Source organism: Lysobacter niastensis (assembly GCF_015453285.1).
GTDB lineage: Bacteria > Pseudomonadota > Gammaproteobacteria > Xanthomonadales > Xanthomonadaceae > Lysobacter_J > Lysobacter_J niastensis.
Map to the genome: position 1 here is coordinate 173,330 of NZ_JADLZT010000002.1, position 16,976 is coordinate 190,305.

Annotated in this window: 15 protein-coding genes; 5 read left to right on the forward strand and 10 right to left on the reverse strand. The window is 66.4% G+C overall.

The annotated features are described in order from the left end of the window. Positions 1 to 52: 52 nt before the first annotated feature. The gene (locus IU514_RS03530) at positions 53 to 2,902 is read right to left on the reverse strand and encodes a M16 family metallopeptidase (protein WP_194929695.1); all 2,850 of its coding nucleotides are present in this window, start codon (positions 2,900 to 2,902) and stop codon (positions 53 to 55) included. Positions 2,903 to 3,091: 189 nt separating this feature from the next. Here IU514_RS03530 and IU514_RS03535 point away from each other — a divergent pair, with 189 nt between their 5' ends. The 3 genes from IU514_RS03535 to IU514_RS03545 all read left to right on the forward strand — a co-directional run bounded on the left by IU514_RS03535 (position 3,092) and on the right by IU514_RS03545 (position 7,176). Beyond that, entirely contained in the window at positions 3,092 to 3,814 is a 723-nt protein-coding gene (locus IU514_RS03535; protein ID WP_194929696.1) for an SDR family oxidoreductase, read from the forward strand. Between the two features lie 9 nt (positions 3,815 to 3,823). Further along, on the forward strand, positions 3,824 to 4,303 hold the full coding sequence (locus IU514_RS03540; RefSeq protein ID WP_194929697.1) for a tRNA (cytidine(34)-2'-O)-methyltransferase: 480 nt from the start codon (positions 3,824 to 3,826) through the stop codon (positions 4,301 to 4,303). 86 nt (positions 4,304 to 4,389) lie between these two features. Next, positions 4,390 to 7,176, forward strand: coding sequence for a PAS domain-containing hybrid sensor histidine kinase/response regulator (locus tag IU514_RS03545; RefSeq protein WP_194929698.1), 2,787 nt, complete (start codon positions 4,390 to 4,392; stop codon positions 7,174 to 7,176). A gap of 70 nt (positions 7,177 to 7,246) precedes the next feature. Here the strand turns inward: IU514_RS03545 and IU514_RS03550 are convergent, their stop codons facing one another. The 4 genes from IU514_RS03550 to IU514_RS03565 are packed head-to-tail and all read right to left on the reverse strand — an operon-like array spanning position 7,247 to position 11,836. After that, the gene (locus IU514_RS03550; protein WP_386760306.1) at positions 7,247 to 8,239 is read right to left on the reverse strand and encodes a DUF6999 family protein; all 993 of its coding nucleotides are present in this window, start codon (positions 8,237 to 8,239) and stop codon (positions 7,247 to 7,249) included. Further along, positions 8,167 to 10,059: a 3-oxoacyl-[acyl-carrier-protein] synthase III C-terminal domain-containing protein gene (locus IU514_RS03555; RefSeq protein ID WP_194929700.1), complete on the reverse strand. Its 1,893-nt coding sequence runs from the start codon at positions 10,057 to 10,059 to the stop codon at positions 8,167 to 8,169. The genes IU514_RS03550 and IU514_RS03555 overlap by 73 nt, the downstream gene beginning before the upstream one ends. Continuing rightward, entirely contained in the window at positions 10,056 to 10,925 is an 870-nt protein-coding gene (locus IU514_RS03560; protein ID WP_194929701.1) for a fatty acid desaturase family protein, read from the reverse strand. The genes IU514_RS03555 and IU514_RS03560 overlap by 4 nt, the downstream gene beginning before the upstream one ends. Further along, positions 10,922 to 11,836 carry a fatty acid desaturase family protein gene (locus IU514_RS03565; RefSeq protein ID WP_194929702.1) on the reverse strand — a complete coding sequence of 305 codons (915 nt, stop codon included), beginning with the start codon at positions 11,834 to 11,836 and terminating at the stop codon, positions 10,922 to 10,924. Before IU514_RS03565 ends, IU514_RS03560 begins: the two co-directional genes overlap by 4 nt. 424 nt (positions 11,837 to 12,260) lie before the next feature. On the opposite strand from IU514_RS03565, the gene IU514_RS03570 reads away from it, so the two are divergent. Together IU514_RS03570 and IU514_RS03575 are read left to right on the forward strand one after the other, a co-directional pair. Next, positions 12,261 to 12,887, forward strand: coding sequence for an outer membrane beta-barrel protein (locus tag IU514_RS03570; protein ID WP_194929703.1), 627 nt, complete (start codon positions 12,261 to 12,263; stop codon positions 12,885 to 12,887). A gap of 198 nt (positions 12,888 to 13,085) precedes the next feature. Beyond that, entirely contained in the window at positions 13,086 to 13,724 is a 639-nt protein-coding gene (locus IU514_RS03575; RefSeq protein WP_194929704.1) for an outer membrane beta-barrel protein, read from the forward strand. 68 nt (positions 13,725 to 13,792) lie between these two features. On the opposite strand, the gene IU514_RS03580 is transcribed toward IU514_RS03575, so the two are convergent. The 5 genes from IU514_RS03580 to IU514_RS03600 form a co-directional block, all read right to left on the reverse strand. After that, entirely contained in the window at positions 13,793 to 14,821 is a 1,029-nt protein-coding gene (locus IU514_RS03580; protein ID WP_194929705.1) for an NAD(P)H-dependent glycerol-3-phosphate dehydrogenase, read from the reverse strand. Positions 14,822 to 14,831: 10 nt separating this feature from the next. After that, complete coding sequence (gene secB, locus IU514_RS03585; RefSeq protein ID WP_194929706.1) at positions 14,832 to 15,338, reverse strand: protein-export chaperone SecB; 507 nt, start codon at positions 15,336 to 15,338, stop codon at positions 14,832 to 14,834. 186 nt (positions 15,339 to 15,524) lie between these two features. Then, complete coding sequence (locus IU514_RS03590) at positions 15,525 to 15,962, reverse strand: rhodanese-like domain-containing protein (protein WP_194929707.1); 438 nt, start codon at positions 15,960 to 15,962, stop codon at positions 15,525 to 15,527. 78 nt (positions 15,963 to 16,040) lie between these two features. Further along, positions 16,041 to 16,472 (reverse strand): hypothetical protein, encoded by a 432-nt coding sequence (locus tag IU514_RS03595; RefSeq protein WP_194929708.1) that lies wholly within the window; start codon positions 16,470 to 16,472, stop codon positions 16,041 to 16,043. Positions 16,473 to 16,510: 38 nt separating this feature from the next. After that, a complete protein-coding gene (locus IU514_RS03600) occupies positions 16,511 to 16,969 on the reverse strand; it encodes a YiiD C-terminal domain-containing protein (RefSeq protein WP_194929709.1) in 459 nt (152 codons plus the stop codon). Positions 16,970 to 16,976 lie beyond the last annotated feature (7 nt).

The following is a 16,976-nucleotide window of genomic DNA, read 5'->3' on the forward strand; positions in this document are numbered from 1 at the left end:
GACCGCCGCAGTTGTGAACGGCGTCGCGTGAACGCCGTCTGAGTTTCTGCAATCAGTGGCTGCCCGCGACCGCCTTGCCGTCGGCGTCGAGCACCTGTACCTCGCCCAGTTTCAGCGCGCGCACCGGCGCTTCGATCTGCTTGAGGTCGCCGACCACCACCCACGTCAGCGCCTGCGGATCGATCGTCGCGGCCGCGGCCTTCACCTGCTCGGTCGTCATCGCTTCGACCTCGGCCTTGCGCTTGAACACGTAGTCATCGGGCCGGTCGTACCTGACGATGCCGCTGATGGTGCCCAGCACCGCTGCGGCGGTCTCGTACGAACCGGGCAGGCCGCGGATCTCGGTGGCCTGGATCTTCGCGACCTCCGCCGCGGTCGGCGGTGCCTTGCCGCTGGCGTAGGCGGTGATTTCGCTCTGCAGTTCCTTCAGCGAATCGGCGGTCTTGTCGATCTGCACCGGCGCGAACGCCATCCACGGCCGCTGGCCCAACGCGTTGGACGTGAAGCTGTAAGCGCCGTAGGCCCAGTGCTTGCTCTCACGCAGGTTCATGTTGAGGCGCGAGGAGAACTCGCCGCCGAGCACGGAGTTGGCGAAGTCGAACTTGACCGCGCCGGCGTCCTTCGTCGACGGCACGACTTCGCCGGCAAAGATGTTCGCCTGCACCGCTCCGGGCTGGTCGATCAGGAACACGCGCGGCTTGGCCGGGCGCGACACCGCGCCGATCTGCGGCTGTGCCGGCGCATCGCCGGTGCCACTCCAGTCGCCGAGGTGCTTGTCGAGCAGCGGCACGATCTCCTTCAGCGTGGTATCGCCGACCACGACCAGCGTCGCGCCCTGCGGTCGCACCCAGTCGCGGTGGAAGGCGACCAGATCTTCGCGCGTCAGCGATCCGATCGAAGCCTCGGTGCCGCTGCCGCTGAACGGCATCGAATAGGCATGGCTGTCGCCGTACAGCAGCGGCGGCAGCACGCGCAGCGCCGCACCGTTGGGACGCGCCTTCTCCTGCTTGATGCCGGCGATCCAGGTCGCCTTGACGCGGTCGATCTCCTTCTGGTCGAAGCGCGGCGAGCGCAGCATCGTCGCGAACAGCTCGATCGAAGGCACCAGGTTTTCCTTCAGCGCCGACAGGTAGGCCTTGCCGCCGTCGAGCGACGCACCGGCACCGAGGCTGGCGCCCAGCGATTCGGCGCGGTCGCCGAACGCGAGCGCATCGAGGCTGCCCGAGCCCTCGTCCATCATGCCCATCGCAAAACTCGACGTGCCGAGCTTGCGTCCCTGGTCGGCACTGAAGCCGCCCTTGAACTCGTAGCTCATCTGCACGACCGGGATGTCGTGGCGCTCGGCCAGGATCAGCTGCGTGCCGTTCTTCAGCATCGCGCGTTGCATCGACGGGAACTTGAGCTCCGGGAAGGTCGTGGTCTGCGGTACGCCCTTGCTGCGGTCGATGGTGGTCGGCGTCGTCGTGTACTTGGCATCGACCGGCGGCAGCGTCAGCGGCGCCGGCGTCACGGAGGGATCTTCCGGAATGACCGTGCGCGGGCCCGGCACCACCACCAGCGTGTGGCTGCCCTTGCCCAGCCACTGGTTGCCGACCGCGCGGATGTCGCCTGCGGTGGCGGTTTCGATGGTCTTCAGGCTGTCGCGGAAGCAACCTGGATTGCCGGTGTAGACCGTGCACTCGGCCAGCACGTCGGCCTTGCCGCCGAAGCCACCGATGCGTTCGATGCCGCGCACGAAGCCGGCCTTGAACACGGTGCGTGCCTGCTCCAGTTCGGTCTTGCCCGGGCCTTCCTTCAGCAGCCGCTGCAATTCCTCGTCGATGACCGCCTCGACCTTCGCCGGGTCGACGCCCTGCTTCACGTCGGCGGTGATGACGAAGTTGGAGCCGAGCTGCATGCCATAGGCGCCGGCGGAGACGCTGTCGACCAGCTTGTCTTCATGCAGCAGGCGGCGGTCCAGGCGCGAGGACCGGCTGCCGCCGAGCACCTGCGCGAACAGCTGCAGCTTGTCGAGCTCGGCGGTACCGGTCTCGGCTACGTTCCACACGCGGTGCACGCGCGACTGCGGCACCTGGTCGGTCATCGTGCTGCGGCTGGACTTGGCCATCGGTGCGACGTCGATCTTCGGCTGCGCCATCGTCGGCGTCGCCGGAATGTCGCCGAAGTAGCGCGCGACCTTGTCCTTCGCCGTGGCGACGTCGATGTCGCCGGCCAGCACCAGCACCGCGTTGTTGGGGCCGTACCAGGTGCGGAACCAGCCCTTCACGTCGTCCAGCGAGGCCGCGTTGAGGTCGGCCATCGAGCCGATGGTGCTGTGGTGGTACGGATGGACCTTCGGGTAGATCGCCTTGTTGAGCTCGTCCCACGCCTGGCCGTACGGCTGGTTCTCGCCTTCGCGCTTTTCGTTCTGGACCACGCCGCGCTGCTCGTCCAGCGTCTTCTGGTCGATCGCGCCGAGCAGGTGGCCCATGCGGTCGGACTCCATCCACAGCGCCATGTCGAGCGCGGTGGTGGGCACGTTCTGGAAGTAGTTGGTGCGGTCGTTGTTGGTCGTGCCGTTCTGGTCGGTGGTGCCGACCAGCTCGAACGGCTCGAAGAACTCGCCGCGGTGGTTCTCGGAGCCGTTGAACATCAGGTGTTCGAACAGGTGCGCGAAACCGGTGCGGCCGGCCGGCTCGTCCTTGCTGCCGACGTGGTACCAGAGGTTCACCGCCACGATCGGCGCCTTGCGGTCGGTGTGCACCACCACGCGCAGGCCGTTGGGCAGCGTGAACTCCTCGTAGGGAATGTCGACCGCGGTCGCCGCGGCGGCCCAGGCGGGCGTGGGCAGGAATGCGGTGCCCTGCGAGCTGGCGAGGGCAAGGGCGAGCAGGGCGGCGCGCGGGCGGTGCAGGGCGGACATGGTCGGGCTCCGGGGTGCTATAGCGGGCGGAACTGCCGAGTCCCAGCCGATCCAGCATCCTAGTCGCGTGCGGCGGCAGCGGCACTAGGCCACAAGTCCCAGCGGGCCGAAGCTGCCGGTTCGCTGCGCCTGATCCGTCCTTACACTGTGCGCCGTCCGGCAACCCAATCCACTATCAGGAGATCCGCGATGAGCCCAGCCCACCGACCGCGCCGCGTTCTGGTGACCGGCGCCAGCCGCGGCATCGGTCTGGAGTTCGTCCGCCAGCTGCTCGCGCGGGGCGACCACGTCATCGCCACCGCCCGCCATCCGGGCCGCGCGCAGGCGCTGAACCACCTGGCCGGCGAGCATCCCGGCCGGCTGCACGTGCTGCCGCTGGACGTGGCCGATCCGAAGTCACACGCCGAACTCGTGCGCGAGCTGCCGCTGGTGCTCGATGGCGACGGGGCGCGCCTGAACCTGCTGATCAACAACGCCGGCGTGCTGCATTCGGGCGAACGCTTCGGGCACGTGCCGTTGGCGCAGATGGACGACAGCCTGCGCACCAACGTCACCGGGCCGTTCCTGCTGACACAGACGCTGGCCGAGCACCTGGCCGATGGCGCGGTGGTGGCGAACCTGTCCTCGATCCTCGGCTCGATCGCGCGCGTCGATGGCTTCCACACGCCCAGCTATGCCATCTCCAAGGCGGCGCAGAACATGGCCACCGTGCTGCTGGCGCAGGGGCTGTCCGAGCGCGGCATCGTCGTGCTCGCGCTGCATCCGGGCTGGGTGCAGACCGACATGGGCGGCGACGGCGCGCAGATCGCAGCGGAACAGTCGGTCGCGGGCCTGCTCAAGGTGATCGGCAACGCCACCCAGGCCGACAGCGGCCATTACATCGACTGGCAGGGCGCGCCGCTGCCATGGTGATCTGACCGCATGTTCGACGTCGTCCTGTTCCAGCCCGAGATTCCGCCCAATACCGGCAACGTGATCCGGCTGTGCGCCAATACCGGCGCGCGCCTGCACCTCGTCCGTCCACTCGGCTTCACGCTGGAGGACCGCCAGCTCAAGCGCGCGGGCCTCGACTATCACGAATACGCCGCGCTGCAGGTGCACGACGACCTCGACACGGCGCTCGCCGCCATCGAACTCGCCAACGGCGTGCCTGCGCGCCTGTTCGCGCTGAGCACGCGCGGCAGCACGCGCTTCGACACGCCCCACTACGCCGCCGGCGATGTGTTCCTGTTCGGCCCGGAAACCCGCGGCCTGCCCGCCGAGGTGCTCGAGCGCGTGCCGCAGGCGCAGCGCCTGCGGCTGCCGATGCGACCCGACAATCGCAGCCTCAACCTGTCCAATGCGGTCGCGGTGGTGGTGTTCGAGGCGTGGCGCCAACACGGCTTCGCGGGTGGTGCCTGAGGCCCTGAGCGTGCATTTGCCGCGGGTCGAAATACGGGAGTACGTTGGCGGCCACAGCCGGGTGGCTCCCGGCGCCGGAGCACCGCATGGTGCATCGCGATACCCGAGCGGACGAGGTGCAGCCGCAATGGCTGTGGCAGGCCAGTCCGGACAGCCTGCTGTTCATCGTCGACGGCAGGATCGCCGACGCCAATGACGCCGCGGCCCGGCTCTTTGGTGCCGCGTCGGGCGCCGCACTGGCCGGGTTTCATATTGCGGATCCGCGGCTGTCTCCTCCGGCGCAGCCGGATGGCGACGACAGCCACACATTGGCCGACCGTGTCCTGGCACTAGTGCTGGGAACGCCGGATCCGCGGGCGCCAGTTGCCTTGCCGGCGGCGATGTCCGCACGCGTCGAGGACGGCGCGCTGCGCTTTCATTGGCTGCACCTGCGCGGCGGATCGCAGCCGTTCCTCGCCGAGATCGTGATGAAGGCGGTGCAGACGCCGGATCGCGAAGGCGTCCTCGCGGTCGTGCGCGACATCACCGAAAGCCGCCTCGCCGAAGAAGCGCTCAAGGAGAGCGAGGCCTACAACAAGCTGCTGTTCCAGGATTCGCGCCGCGCAATGGTGGTCCACGATCCGTCGCGCGAAGGCTTCATCGACTGCAACGATGCTGCGATCCGGATCTACGGCTACACCTGCCGCGAGGAGGTGCTCGGCAAGATGCCGATCGACGTGTCTGCACCGATCCAATACAACGGCGTCGACTCGCGCACGCTGATCGAACAGCACGATACGACCGCCCTGTCGGAAGGCGGCGATACCTTCGAGTGGCGGCACCAGCGCCCCGATGGCGAGATCTGGGACGCGCTGGTGCACCTGATGCGGTTCAATTGGCGCGGCCGCGAGCTGCTGCAGTTCACGCTGGAGGACATCACCGACCGGCGCCGCGCGCAGAAGCGCGTGCTGTTCCACCACAAGGTGGTCGAGAACGCCGGTCCGATGTTCTGGATCGACCCGCGCGATCGCGCCATCGTCTATGCCAATCCCGCCGCGCTCCACCACCTGAACCTGCCGGAGGAGGCTGTCGTCGGACACGACATCCTCGAGTTCGATCCGGACTTCCCACCCGAGCGCCTGACGCCGACGGTCGAGCAACTGCGCGACACGCAGCAGCCCCTTACGTTCGAGACGCGTCACCGGCGCTGCGATGGCAGCCTGCTCGACGTCGAGGTGACCGCATCCCTTGCGGAGGATGAAGAGCGCACGCTCATCGTCACCTCGGTCAAGGACATCACCGGACGCAAGCGCAGCGAGGCGGCGTTGCGATTGAGCGAAGAGCGCAAGAACCTGGCGATCGAAGGCGGCGACCTGGGAACCTGGCAGTTCCAGACGGACACGCGCACGCTGATCTGCTCCGACCGGCAGATCGCGATGCTCGGCCTGCCACCGGGCACGCAGCCGACCCTCGGCCTGTTCTACAGCCTGATCCATCCCGACGATCTCGGCGGCATCCGCGAGGTTATTCGGCAGGCCGCTCCTTCCTATGCCATCGAGTATCGCGTGCAGTGGCCGGACGGCACGCAGCACTGGCTGGTGACGCGCGGGCGCCCCTCGCATGACGCCGGCGGGAGGACCGTGGCGGTAAACGGCACCACGCAGGACATCACCGAGCTGATCCAGGCACGCGAGGCCCTGCAGCAGGCCAAGGCCGACGCCGACGCCGCCAACGCGGCGAAGAGCCAGTTCCTGGCGAACATGAGCCACGAGATCCGCACGCCGATGAACGCCATCATGGGCATGCTGCACCTGGCGATGAAGGGCCGCTCCGAGCAGGAGCAGCGCGATTATCTGGGCAAGATCCAGCGCGCGGGCGAGCACCTGCTCAGCGTGATCAACGACATCCTCGACTTCTCCAGGATCGAGGCGGGCAAGCTGACCGTGGAACGCGCGCCATTCGCGCTGTCGCAACTGCTGGACGACGTCGCCAACGTGGTCGCCGGCAAGGCGGCAGACAAGGGCCTTGGGCTTTCCTTCGACGTCGCCGCCGATGTCCCGGCCGAGCTGGTCGGCGACCGCCTGCGCCTGGGCCAGGTGCTGATCAATTTCGCGACCAATGCGGTGAAGTTCACCGAGCGGGGCGAGATCAGCATCGCCGTCGGGACGCGTGCGCAACAAGGCGACGAGTGGCTGCTGCATTTTTCCGTCCACGACACCGGCATCGGCCTGGACGACGTCCAGATCGGGCAGATCTTCGACTCGTTCGTGCAGGGCGACAGTTCGATGACACGGCGTCATGGCGGCACCGGCCTGGGCCTGGCCATCTCCAAGCATCTTGCGCAGCTGATGGGCGGCGAAGTCGGCGTCGACAGTGCACCCGGACAGGGCAGCACGTTCTGGTTCACCGCACGCGTCAGACGACCGCGAGTTTGGGCGCACCTGGCCGCGATGCCACAGCCGCAACCGCCATCCGCGGAAGCGATCGCGCGCATCGAAGGCGCGCGCGTGCTGCTGGCGGAGGACAACGTATTCAACCAGGAAGTCGTGCTGGCGTTGCTGGGCGATGCCGGCCTGGTGGTCGAGGTCGCCGACGACGGCGAAGCCGCATTGCAGATGGCGCGTTCGCGGCACTACGACGCAGTGCTGATGGACATGCGCATGCCGGTCATGGACGGCCTGGCCGTCACTCGTGAACTGCGCCGCACAACCGGACTCTCCGCGTTGCCGATCATCGCGCTGACCGCCAACGCCATGGACGAGGATCGCCAGCGTTGCATGGAAGCCGGCATGAACGACTTCGTCGCCAAGCCTTTCGATCCCGACGAGTTGTGGCGCGTGCTGCTGAAATGCATCCGCGCAGGCACCGAGCACGCTGGTGGCCGAGACACGTGACAGGGCGCTCAGATGCCTAACGGAAGCGGCCGGAACAGCGCCTCGCAGCCCAGACACATCGGAGGCCCTGTCAGCCGCCCAGCTCCACCTGCTCGCACGCCGCGTTTCGGGCGCGCGCCAGCGCCTGTTCGCGCTTCTTCTTCACCAGGAGGGCGTGCATCATTTCCGTGGACAGACCATGCAGCACCAGCCGGAAACCCGCCCGCAGCGTCGACATGGGAACCAGCGGGTGCCGATTGTTCACAAGCAGCATCGGCGTCGGATCGTTGAGAATCCTGCTTGCGTATATGGCGATGGTCTCGTCCACCTGCAACGAGTTGGTGGCTCGCCAGAAATCGTTGTCGGTGAGGAACAACTGATAGACCGGGGTATACAGCTCGATCGCGGTTTGCAGATCAATGACGTTGGTCCAGCGGTCGGGCATGGACTGCAGCGGCAATGGTCCGTCGGTGATGGCGGAGAAGTCGGGTGCGACCACAGGTTCGACCTGCCTGCCTTGGGCGCGCAACTCGCGATTGAGATAGATCACGAAGTTGAAGAGGTTGAGGTCGTGCTTGAGGAACGCATCGTCCTTGATCTGGTCCAGCCCGGTCAGCCGCATGTCGTTCAGGGGCGGGATCTTCGCGTCGGGGACGTTGGCCGCAACGAAGGCCAGTATCTCGGCCCCAAGGTTGAAGTGGCGCAGGATCAGCCAGTTCGCATTTGGACTGACGAAATGCTTCAGGCTCCAGGCCAGGAAGCGGTGCAGGACGCGGGATGACGTCACCGACGAAGGCATGATGATCTTCAGCAGTTGCACCAGCACGATGCAAGTCCGCGCCAGGGGCCGCACCACGGGCAACAGGAACTGCCGCGATCGCGAGGATGAATCCTCGAGCCATGCGCGCTTTACGTCCTCGTCTATGGGGATGCTGCTGTCCAGATAGATGGCCAGCCACGGATTGGGGTCGCGCGGGTCGTGGGCATCGGCGAGGAAATCGGGAACCTTCTTCAAAGCACGCACTCCATCTGCAACGCATAGAGGTCTGCGACGGCTCGGGCCGTGGCCAGTATGTCGGCGCACGCGTCCTCTCCGCCGATCGCCACCACCATTTCGACCGCCGCCAGCCAGCGCTGCAGATGATGCTCGTCGTTCTCCCCGTGGTAGCGAAGGAAGTTCAGCTGGTGTTCTTCCAGGCCGGCCTGTTGCCGCAGCACCGGGAGCAGTGCGGGGATGATTCGTTGTCCGGTGCCCTCGATGATGTAGATGCCACCCAGCAGTCCGACCGGGTTGAGCATGCCGGCGCGAGCATGCATGTAGGCGTTCAATGCCTCGCCCCCGGAATTGCGGCGCAGCGCTCCGACGTGGCTGGCGGTGCCGCCTGCATTCCGATAGTCGTCGAACAGTACCCGGTAATCGAACTGCTCCTCACCGGCGTGATGGAGGATAAGTTCGCGCAGGCCTGCGTACTGCCCTTCGAGGTTATCCACTGCCCGGCGCATCCACAGCGTCCCCTCCCTGACCTGGGGCGTCCAGCATTCCATCCAGCGGCGATAGTCGTCGATGGTCAGTGTTCCTGCGGATACCTTCTGCACGAACTTCGTCCGCCACATGCGCGAGCGGTAGTGGTGCCAGACCTCCGCCAGATCCCGCAGCAGGCGAGCCGTCGGGCCGGTCTCCGTCTGGGCGGCTTCATGGGGCGGCGGCGCTACCCGCGTTTCGGGCAAACGCAGCGGTTCCGGGTCCGCGTGCGGTGCCGCAGGATCGGTCTCGACCTCGAGCATCAGGAACGACACGGTGAACCGCCCCGACTCCGGAACGAAGCACAGGATCTTCTGCCCGGGTTCGAGCGTGGTCTCCCTGAGAAAGTCGGCCAGCATGATGAAAATGGACGCGGCGCCAGTATTGCCGCGCTTCGTCAGGTTGCTGTACCAGCGATCCTGCGGAATCCTCAGTCCCGCCGCTTCCATCAAGTCGTCGACGACGCCGCGGAACTTCTCCGAGGAGTAGTGGCACAGGAAATGGTCGACCGAGGCGGGATCGATGCTGCCCGCGTTCACCAGTTGCACGTACTCGTGTATGCCGACATCGAACAGGTTTGGCAGCAGCCTGAGGTTCTGCCTCAGCAGGAACGCGCCTTCGCGCTCCGCGTCGGCCAGAGAATCGTAGTCCAGGTAGGAGCGCGTGACGTCATCGTCCGAATGACCGATCTGCATGCAAACCGGGTAGTCGCCGCTGAAGGACTTCATGTGGACCCACTTCAGGCGCAATGCGAGCCCGTTGGCCCCGGGTTTGTCGCCCAGCAGCATCGCGCCGGCGCCGTCGGACAGCATCCAGCGCAGGAAATGCGAGTCGAAATCGGCGTCGTAGCCGTTGGGCGCGAAGCGCGACCGTTTGAACATCCGCGAAGGAAACTCACTGGTCGCCACAAGCGCCTTGCGGTGGTGCCCCAATGCGACGGCCGCGGCAGCATGCTTGAGCGCGGTCACGCCAGCGGCGCACACGCCCTGATGGCTGCTGGTTTCCATGGGCTGCGCCGCCAGCTCCCCCTGCAGCATGTTGGCGAAACCGGGCATGCCGACGTCGCCGCCGGATGTGCCGGTGCACAGCATGGAGACTTCTCCCAGGCCTATGCCTGCCCTGTCCAGGCAATCGCGAACCGCGTGGGCCGCCATCGCCGAGGAGGAATGCCGGGTCTGGCCCTGCTCGTCGATGGCGTAATGCCGTGTCTGGATTCCGTTATCGCCCAACACACGGGCCTTGATCCTCGCCGACTGCCTGTTGAGTGGTGCGATGTAATCGTCGATGCGCTCGTTTCCGACCGGCGCGCCGGGCAGGAAAGCGCCAAGGCCAAGCAGGTAGACATTGTCGTACTCGACGGGCTTGCAGAAGTCGTTGTTCACGAATCGGAATCCAGGTTGGCCGGTTCTGTTGGTTGGCTGCGGAATCGGCGGGCGACCAGCGAAAGAAGAAAGACGCGAATCAGGTACCAGGCAAAGCTTGGCTCGTTCAGGGCGGGCGACATTCTCGACACAAGCGACGCATGGACCGCCGGAAGCTCGCTCCAGTGCACGTCTGGCGAGTGGTGATGCGCGGTGTGGTAGCCGATGTTGAAGAAGAGAGGATTGATCAGGCCGAGGAAGTTTCGCGAGTGGTCGAACTCGGAATCGCCGCGCGCGTGTGCGTGCTGCAGGTAGTTGGAGGCCAGGAGCCAGAACATGGCGGCGAGCTGCGGGAAGAGCACGACGTACAGCGCCGCCTTCCAATCGATAACCAGGGCCAGCACGTCGATGCCGACCAGGAGAGCGTAATGGGCGACGATGCAGGCGAAATCACGCGGATCGTTCCGGAACGATGCCATTACGCGAGCCGCGATGTGGGGACGCGCGGCAATGGCGAACTCGATGGGATGGATCAACAGCCCCCACAGGTTGTTTCCGGCGCGAAAACGATCGGTCCTGGTCACGTCGTCAGGGCCGTTGTGGTAACGATGGTGGTTGTCGACATGCATCGTCTGGAACACGTAACCGGGGTGCCCCTGGAAGAGCGTGAACCACACGTCGGTCGCCGCGTTCAGGGCGCGCATTCGCCAGAGCGGGCGATGGGCATGGTTGTGATGCATCACGCTCACCGTCAAGGACAGCAGCAGGCTCAGGACGAAGAGCCATGGATGGAATGCGCCCAGCGTCCAGTGCGCAACGGCAACCATCGTCACCAACCCCATGCCGGCCAGGGTTCGCATGTCCGCGGGATGCGCGAGCCAGGTCACCGTCTTGCCGCCTCCCTGGCCACTCTATGCAGCGACGCCTGCACCTCGATCAATGCGTTGATCAGTCCGGTGCTGCGGTACGGGATGCCGGCCGCCCGGCATTCGCGCTCGATGGCGGGCTGCATGGCACGCACGGCAGACCGGTCCAGCGCCGGGTAGAGGTGGTGCTCGATCTGCAGGTTGAGCCCACCCAGCAGGTAAGCACCCACTCGATTGGTACGGATGTTACGGGTGTGCGCGATCTGCCACGCCCTGCCGGCTCGGGACTCGGACGCCAGCGGCATTCCCAGATGGTTGGTGCTGAAAGCCAAGCCCATGTAGAGCCCGGACAATGCCTGGCCCGCCGCGATGAACCAGACGGCCTGGGCGCCCAGCACCTCCCACGCCGCTGCCCAGGTAAGCACGTGATGCAGACACAACGTCAGCACTTCGGGGACGCGCTGCCGCCACGGCAGGCGCACGGCAGCCAGCATGCCGAGCCATTGGAAGTAGATACGGGCGAACGCGGTGACCGGCCAGAACAGCCATGCCTGGCACGCGACGAACCATCGCTGCGGGCCTACCAGCGCACGCGCGGTGTCGCGATCGTAGGCGAACAGGGAGTACAGGTCCGGATCGCTGCCCGCGATGTGCGTATGCCGGTGGTGGCGATGGTGCTTTTGTCGCCACCACCTCAGCGAAACGCCCAGCAGGAGGTTCCAGCACAACGATCCGACAGTGCCGCGCCAATGGCGCGGCAGTGGCACCTGCCCATGTTCGAAGTCATGACCGAGGAAGCCGATCTGTACCGAGGCAAAGGCGTATACCGCGGCAGCGGTTAGCCACCAGACGGCATTCTCGAACAGACCGGCCAGACCGATCGACAGGAACAGCAGGCCGGCATGGGCCAGCAGCAGGATCGACCACTGCACGGCTTGGCGATCGGGTCGCCCGGACTTGTGCGACCCAGCCTGCGTCGTCGCCTCGTCGCACTCCATGCGGTTGTCGCCCCATCCATGATCGCCGCGAGCTTACGCAATGGCTTCGCCGTAGAGGAAGAGGAAGCCTGCCACGTCTCGAATCATGGCGCGTGGGAGGCGTGGTTGACAGCAGAGCGCGACGTGCCCGTGGATACACGGGGGGACCCGCACGACGCATCCGAGCACTGCGGCCCTCAGCTACCTGCAAAGCGCCTGGGCGGTGATGAACCGCGACCGGACCATGCCGATTCACAATAGTTCCTGTACTGAGCGGTTCAGACTTCAGGTTAAATTTGGGTTAGCTCCGGATACTGGCCTCCACCGAGCGGCACTCCCCCGAGCCGCCGGAACAAAAAACCAAGAGGCCAAGAACCTTATGAAGCGCTTCCCCGTTCGTTCCACGCTTGCTGCCCTGACCCTGCTTGCCGCCCTGCCGTTCGCCGCCTCCGCGGCCGAGGGCGTGTCCTACACCTACGTCGAAGGCGGCTACGCGGCCACCAACCTCGACGGCGGCGCCGACGCCGACGGCTGGACGATTGGCGGCTCCGGTGCGATCGCGCCGAACTTCCACGTCTTCGGCAGCTACACCGGCCAGGAAGTCGATGGTTTCGCGACCCCGTTCGGCCGTGCCAACGGCTATGACGTCGACCAGTGGCGCCTGGGCCTGGGCTACAACCACGAACTGAACTCGCAGGTCGACCTGCTGACGCGCGTCGCCTACGAGAAGTTCGAATCCGATGCTTTCTCTGTCGGCAACGAGTTCTTCGCTGGCGAAGACGTCGATGGCTGGAGCGTCGAGGCCGGCGTGCGCGCTGCGCTCACCCCGAACTTCGAGGGCTACGCCCTGGCCGGTTACGAGGACTACGACCACGGCATCGACGGCGAGTTTTACGGCCGCCTCGGCGCGCAGGTGAAGTTCAACCAGACCTGGGGCATCTCCGGCGACGTCAAGTTCGTCGACAGCGATACCCAGTACTTCATCGGTCCGCGCGTCAGCTTCTGATACGCACCGACGCTTCGCGATTTCTCTCTCTCCCCCGAATCGCGATGCAGAGCCCGGCTTCGGCCGGGCTCTTTTTTTTGTACCGATACCGCAGACGGCATGCCGCCGATTGATCCAGAATGGGCGCGCCGGCCTTGCCGCCGGCCGCCGCTGCAGCGGATCGCGCACGGCGCGCCACCACAGAATCCAGGGGACACGATGAAGAAGCACCTTGCGCTGGCCGTCGCGCTGGCAGTCGCACCGTTTGCCGTGTACGCCGACGAGATCAGCTACACCTACGTCGAAGGCGGCTACGCGCAGCTGAACCAGGACGCTCCGCTGATCGAGAATGGCGTCGAACTCGACGACATCGAGGCGGCGGGCTTCTTCATCGGCGGATCGGCCGCGGTGAGCGACGACTTCCACGTGTTCGGCGGCTACCGCAGCGGCAACGACGACGTGCGCGTCACCGTGTTCGGCGTGGACGCCGGCGACATCGATACCGACCTGAGCCAGTTCAACATCGGCTTCGGTTACCACCACAGCATCAGCGACCGCACCGACCTGGTGACCGAGCTGAGCTACATCAGCACCGAGGTCGATGCCGAAGGCGGCGGTGAAAGCAGCAGCAGCGACGGCGACGACGTCCGCGTCTCGGTTGGCGTTCGCCACATGATGGCCGACAGCTTCGAAGGCTGGATCAAGGGCCATTACAGCGACGGCGATTTCTACGACGGCACCTTCAGCGCCAGCCTCGGTGGCCAGTTCAAGTTCAACCCGACCTGGGGCGTCGTCGGTGAGCTGGAGTTCGGCGACGACACGTCGATTTTCACGATCGGCGCGCGCGCGAGCTTCTGAGCGACGCGGGCAAGTAAAAAAAAGCCCGGCAAATGCCGGGCTTTTTTTTGTGGCCAGATGCGGCCGGATCAACCGAACAGGCCGCTCGGATATTCCGGCTTCTGCTCGCGCGCCATCAGCAGGCGCAGGCCTTCGGCGGGGGTGATCTCGCCATGCAGCACCTGCTGCACGGCGCTGGAGATCGGCAGTTCGACGCCGTTGCGCTGCGCCTGGCGCATCACCTCGTCGACGGTCTGCACCGATTCGACCACCTGGCCGATCTCGCGCACCGCGTCCTCGATCGACTGGCCACGGCCGAGCGCCAAGCCGAGACGACGGTTGCGCGACAGGTCGCCGGTGCAGGTCAGCACCAGATCGCCGAGCCCGGCCAAGCCCATCAGCGTCTCGGCCTTGCCGCCGATGGCGTGGTTGAGCCGCAGCATCTCGTTGAGTCCGCGCGTGATCAGGCCGGCGCGTGCGTTGAGGCCGAGCTGCATGCCGTCGGCGACGCCGGTGGCGACCGCCAATACGTTCTTCATCGCGCCGCCGAGTTCGGCGCCGAGCATGTCGTTGCCGGTGTAGGCGCGGAACGCGGGGCCGTGCAGCACATCGGCGACGAGCTTGGCGAAGTCGCCTTCGCAACCGTGCACGGTGAGCGCGGTGGGCAGCCCCTGCGCCACTTCCTTGGCGAACGAAGGCCCGGTGACGACGGCCAGCGGCACGTCCTCGCCCAGTACTTCCTCGGCGACTTCGTGCAGGAAGCGGCCGCTTCCGGGCTCGAAGCCCTTGGTCGCCCAGGCCACGCCGGCCCCCGCGGGACGGTGCGGTGCAAGGTCGCGCAGGGTTTCGGCGAACGCATGCGACGGCACCACCACCAGCACCAGGCCGGCGTCCTTCAGGGCGCCGGCGAAGTCGGTGGTGGCGCGCAGCGATGCGGGCAGCGCGATATCCGGCAGGTAGCGCGGATTCTCATGGCGCTGATCGATGGCCGCGACGATGTTGGCGTCGCGGCCCCACAGCACGGTGGGATGACCGTGCCGTGCGATCAGGGCCGCCAGCGCGGTGCCCCAGGAGCCCGCGCCGAGTACGGCCACCTTCACGGGTGCAGTCGCTTCCATGCGGAGGCGATCAGGCGTTGCCGGCGGTCTCGGCGTCGGCCAGCTGGCCCTGCTGCGAGCGCTGGCGCAGGCCTTCGGCGTAGAGCGCGTCGAAGTTGATCGGCTGCAGGAAGAACGGCGGGAAGCCGCCGGCCTGGATCAGGTCGCTGACGAGCTGGCGCGCGTAGGGATACAGCACGTTCGGGCAATGGGTGCCGAGCATGACGTCGAGCGTCTGCGCGTCGAAACCGGCCAGGCCGAACACGCCGGCCTGCTTCACTTCGACCAGGTACATCGACTTGTCGCCGGCGTTGCAGGTCAGGGTGATGCCGAGCACGACTTCGTAGGCGTTGTCGTTGAGACGCTGAACGCTCTGGTTGAGGTTCATCTGCAGCTGCGGCTGCATCTGCTCGTTGAACACCGCCGGAGCGCCGGGCACTTCGAAGGAAACGTCCTTGACGTAGATCTTCTCGACGGTGAATGCCGGGCCGGTGGCTTCAGGCGTGGCGGCAGCGCCGTTGACGTTTTCTTCGGACATCTCTCTGACTCCAGGCAAATACGGAAAGGTTTCGATTATGGCACGCAGCGTTGCGGCGGCCGTCCATTCAGAAAAGCGCGGTCCAGCGCGTCGTGCGGCTGTTTCGCGATCCCCTCATGGACTCAGTTGGGGCACCTCGGCGGCGATCAAGGAGCCCGGCGCACACCGGGCTCCGGCCAACCGGATTCAGGCGCGACCCTTCACCAACGGCAGGTCGGCCTGCTGCCAGGCTTGGACGCCGCCCTCGAGCCAGTAGACCTTCTCGAAGCCGGCCTTCTTCAGGCGCTTGGCGGCATCGCCCGAGGCCTGGCCGTTGCGGCAGACGACCACCACCGGCAGCGATTTGGCGCTGGCGAGCAGCTTGTTTTCCGGGTCGAACTGGCTGGGCTGCACCGACTTGCTGCCGGCGATGTGGCCCTTCTCGAAATCGCCGCTCGCCGACAGGTCGACGACCAGCGCGTTGTCGCGGTTGATCAGGCCGGTCAGCTCGGCCGGGCGCAGGGCCTTGTAGCCACGGAACAGGCGCGCGATCTCGGTATAGACCAGGGCCACGGTCAGACCGGCCAGGGCCAGCGAGAGATAGAGATGGCGCTCGGCGAAAGCCAGCAGGTCTTGAAGGGTCACGGCGTCACGGCTGCGGAAACGGGGGCGGGATTGTCGCCCAGTGCCCGCGGCGGCGCAAAAGGCGCGCCGTCGGAAGGCTTACTGGCCAGCCCAGAGATCGGGCAGGCCGCTGGTCACCCACCAGGTCTTGGCCTCGGCGTCCCAGCGCCAGACCTCCCGGTAGCGCACGGTGCGCTCGGCCTGCGTGTAGCGGTTGATCACGCCGATCTCGATGTCGCGGGCGGCCTGGCCGCCCTTGAGGTCGACGCTGGCGCCGCGGTCGCGGTACGAGGAGATCTGCACCTGGCGGTAGCGCTCGAAATCCAGGTCGGACACCGGGCGTTCGGCGCGGATCTTCGGGTCGACCAGGTTCCAGGCGCCCTCGAAATCGCCCCAGCGCACCGCGCCCGAGAAGTCGTACTGCAGCCGGGTCAGGGCATCGGACTTGCGCCCGGCGACCGCCGAGCCGGCCAGCACCAGCAGGCACAGCAACACGACGAACCTGCGCAACGCAGGGGTCAACAGGCGCATGGCGGTATCCGAATGGACAAGGTCAGCGCCATCCTAGCTCAGGCCTTGGCGATGGCCACGTAACGCGCGGTGAACTCGGTCGCAATGCCGCCATCGGGCAACAGCGCCCGCGCGACCAGGCTGGTACGGGCACGGCCGCGCTCGCGCAGGGTGGCGATGAAGCCGGGCCAGCCCGCGTCCGGCGCCAGTTCGGCATGGACCTCGAGATCGCCGAACAGCGGCGCGAGGTAGCGGATCTGGCTGTCGGCGACGAACACCTCGGCCTGCAACCCGGCCGCCTCGACATGCAGCGACACCAGTCCCCACGAGGCCAGCGTCATCATCGACGCCAGGCTGCCGCCGAACGCGCAGCCTTTGTCGTTGACGTGCAGTGCCAGCGGCGCGCGCAGTTGCAGGCGGTGGCCGTCATACCCGGCGATTTCGACCTGCATCGCCGCTACCGGCGGCATCGACTGGTAATGATGGTGGAGGCGTTCGAGGGCGTCTTCGTGGGTCATGCGGCCG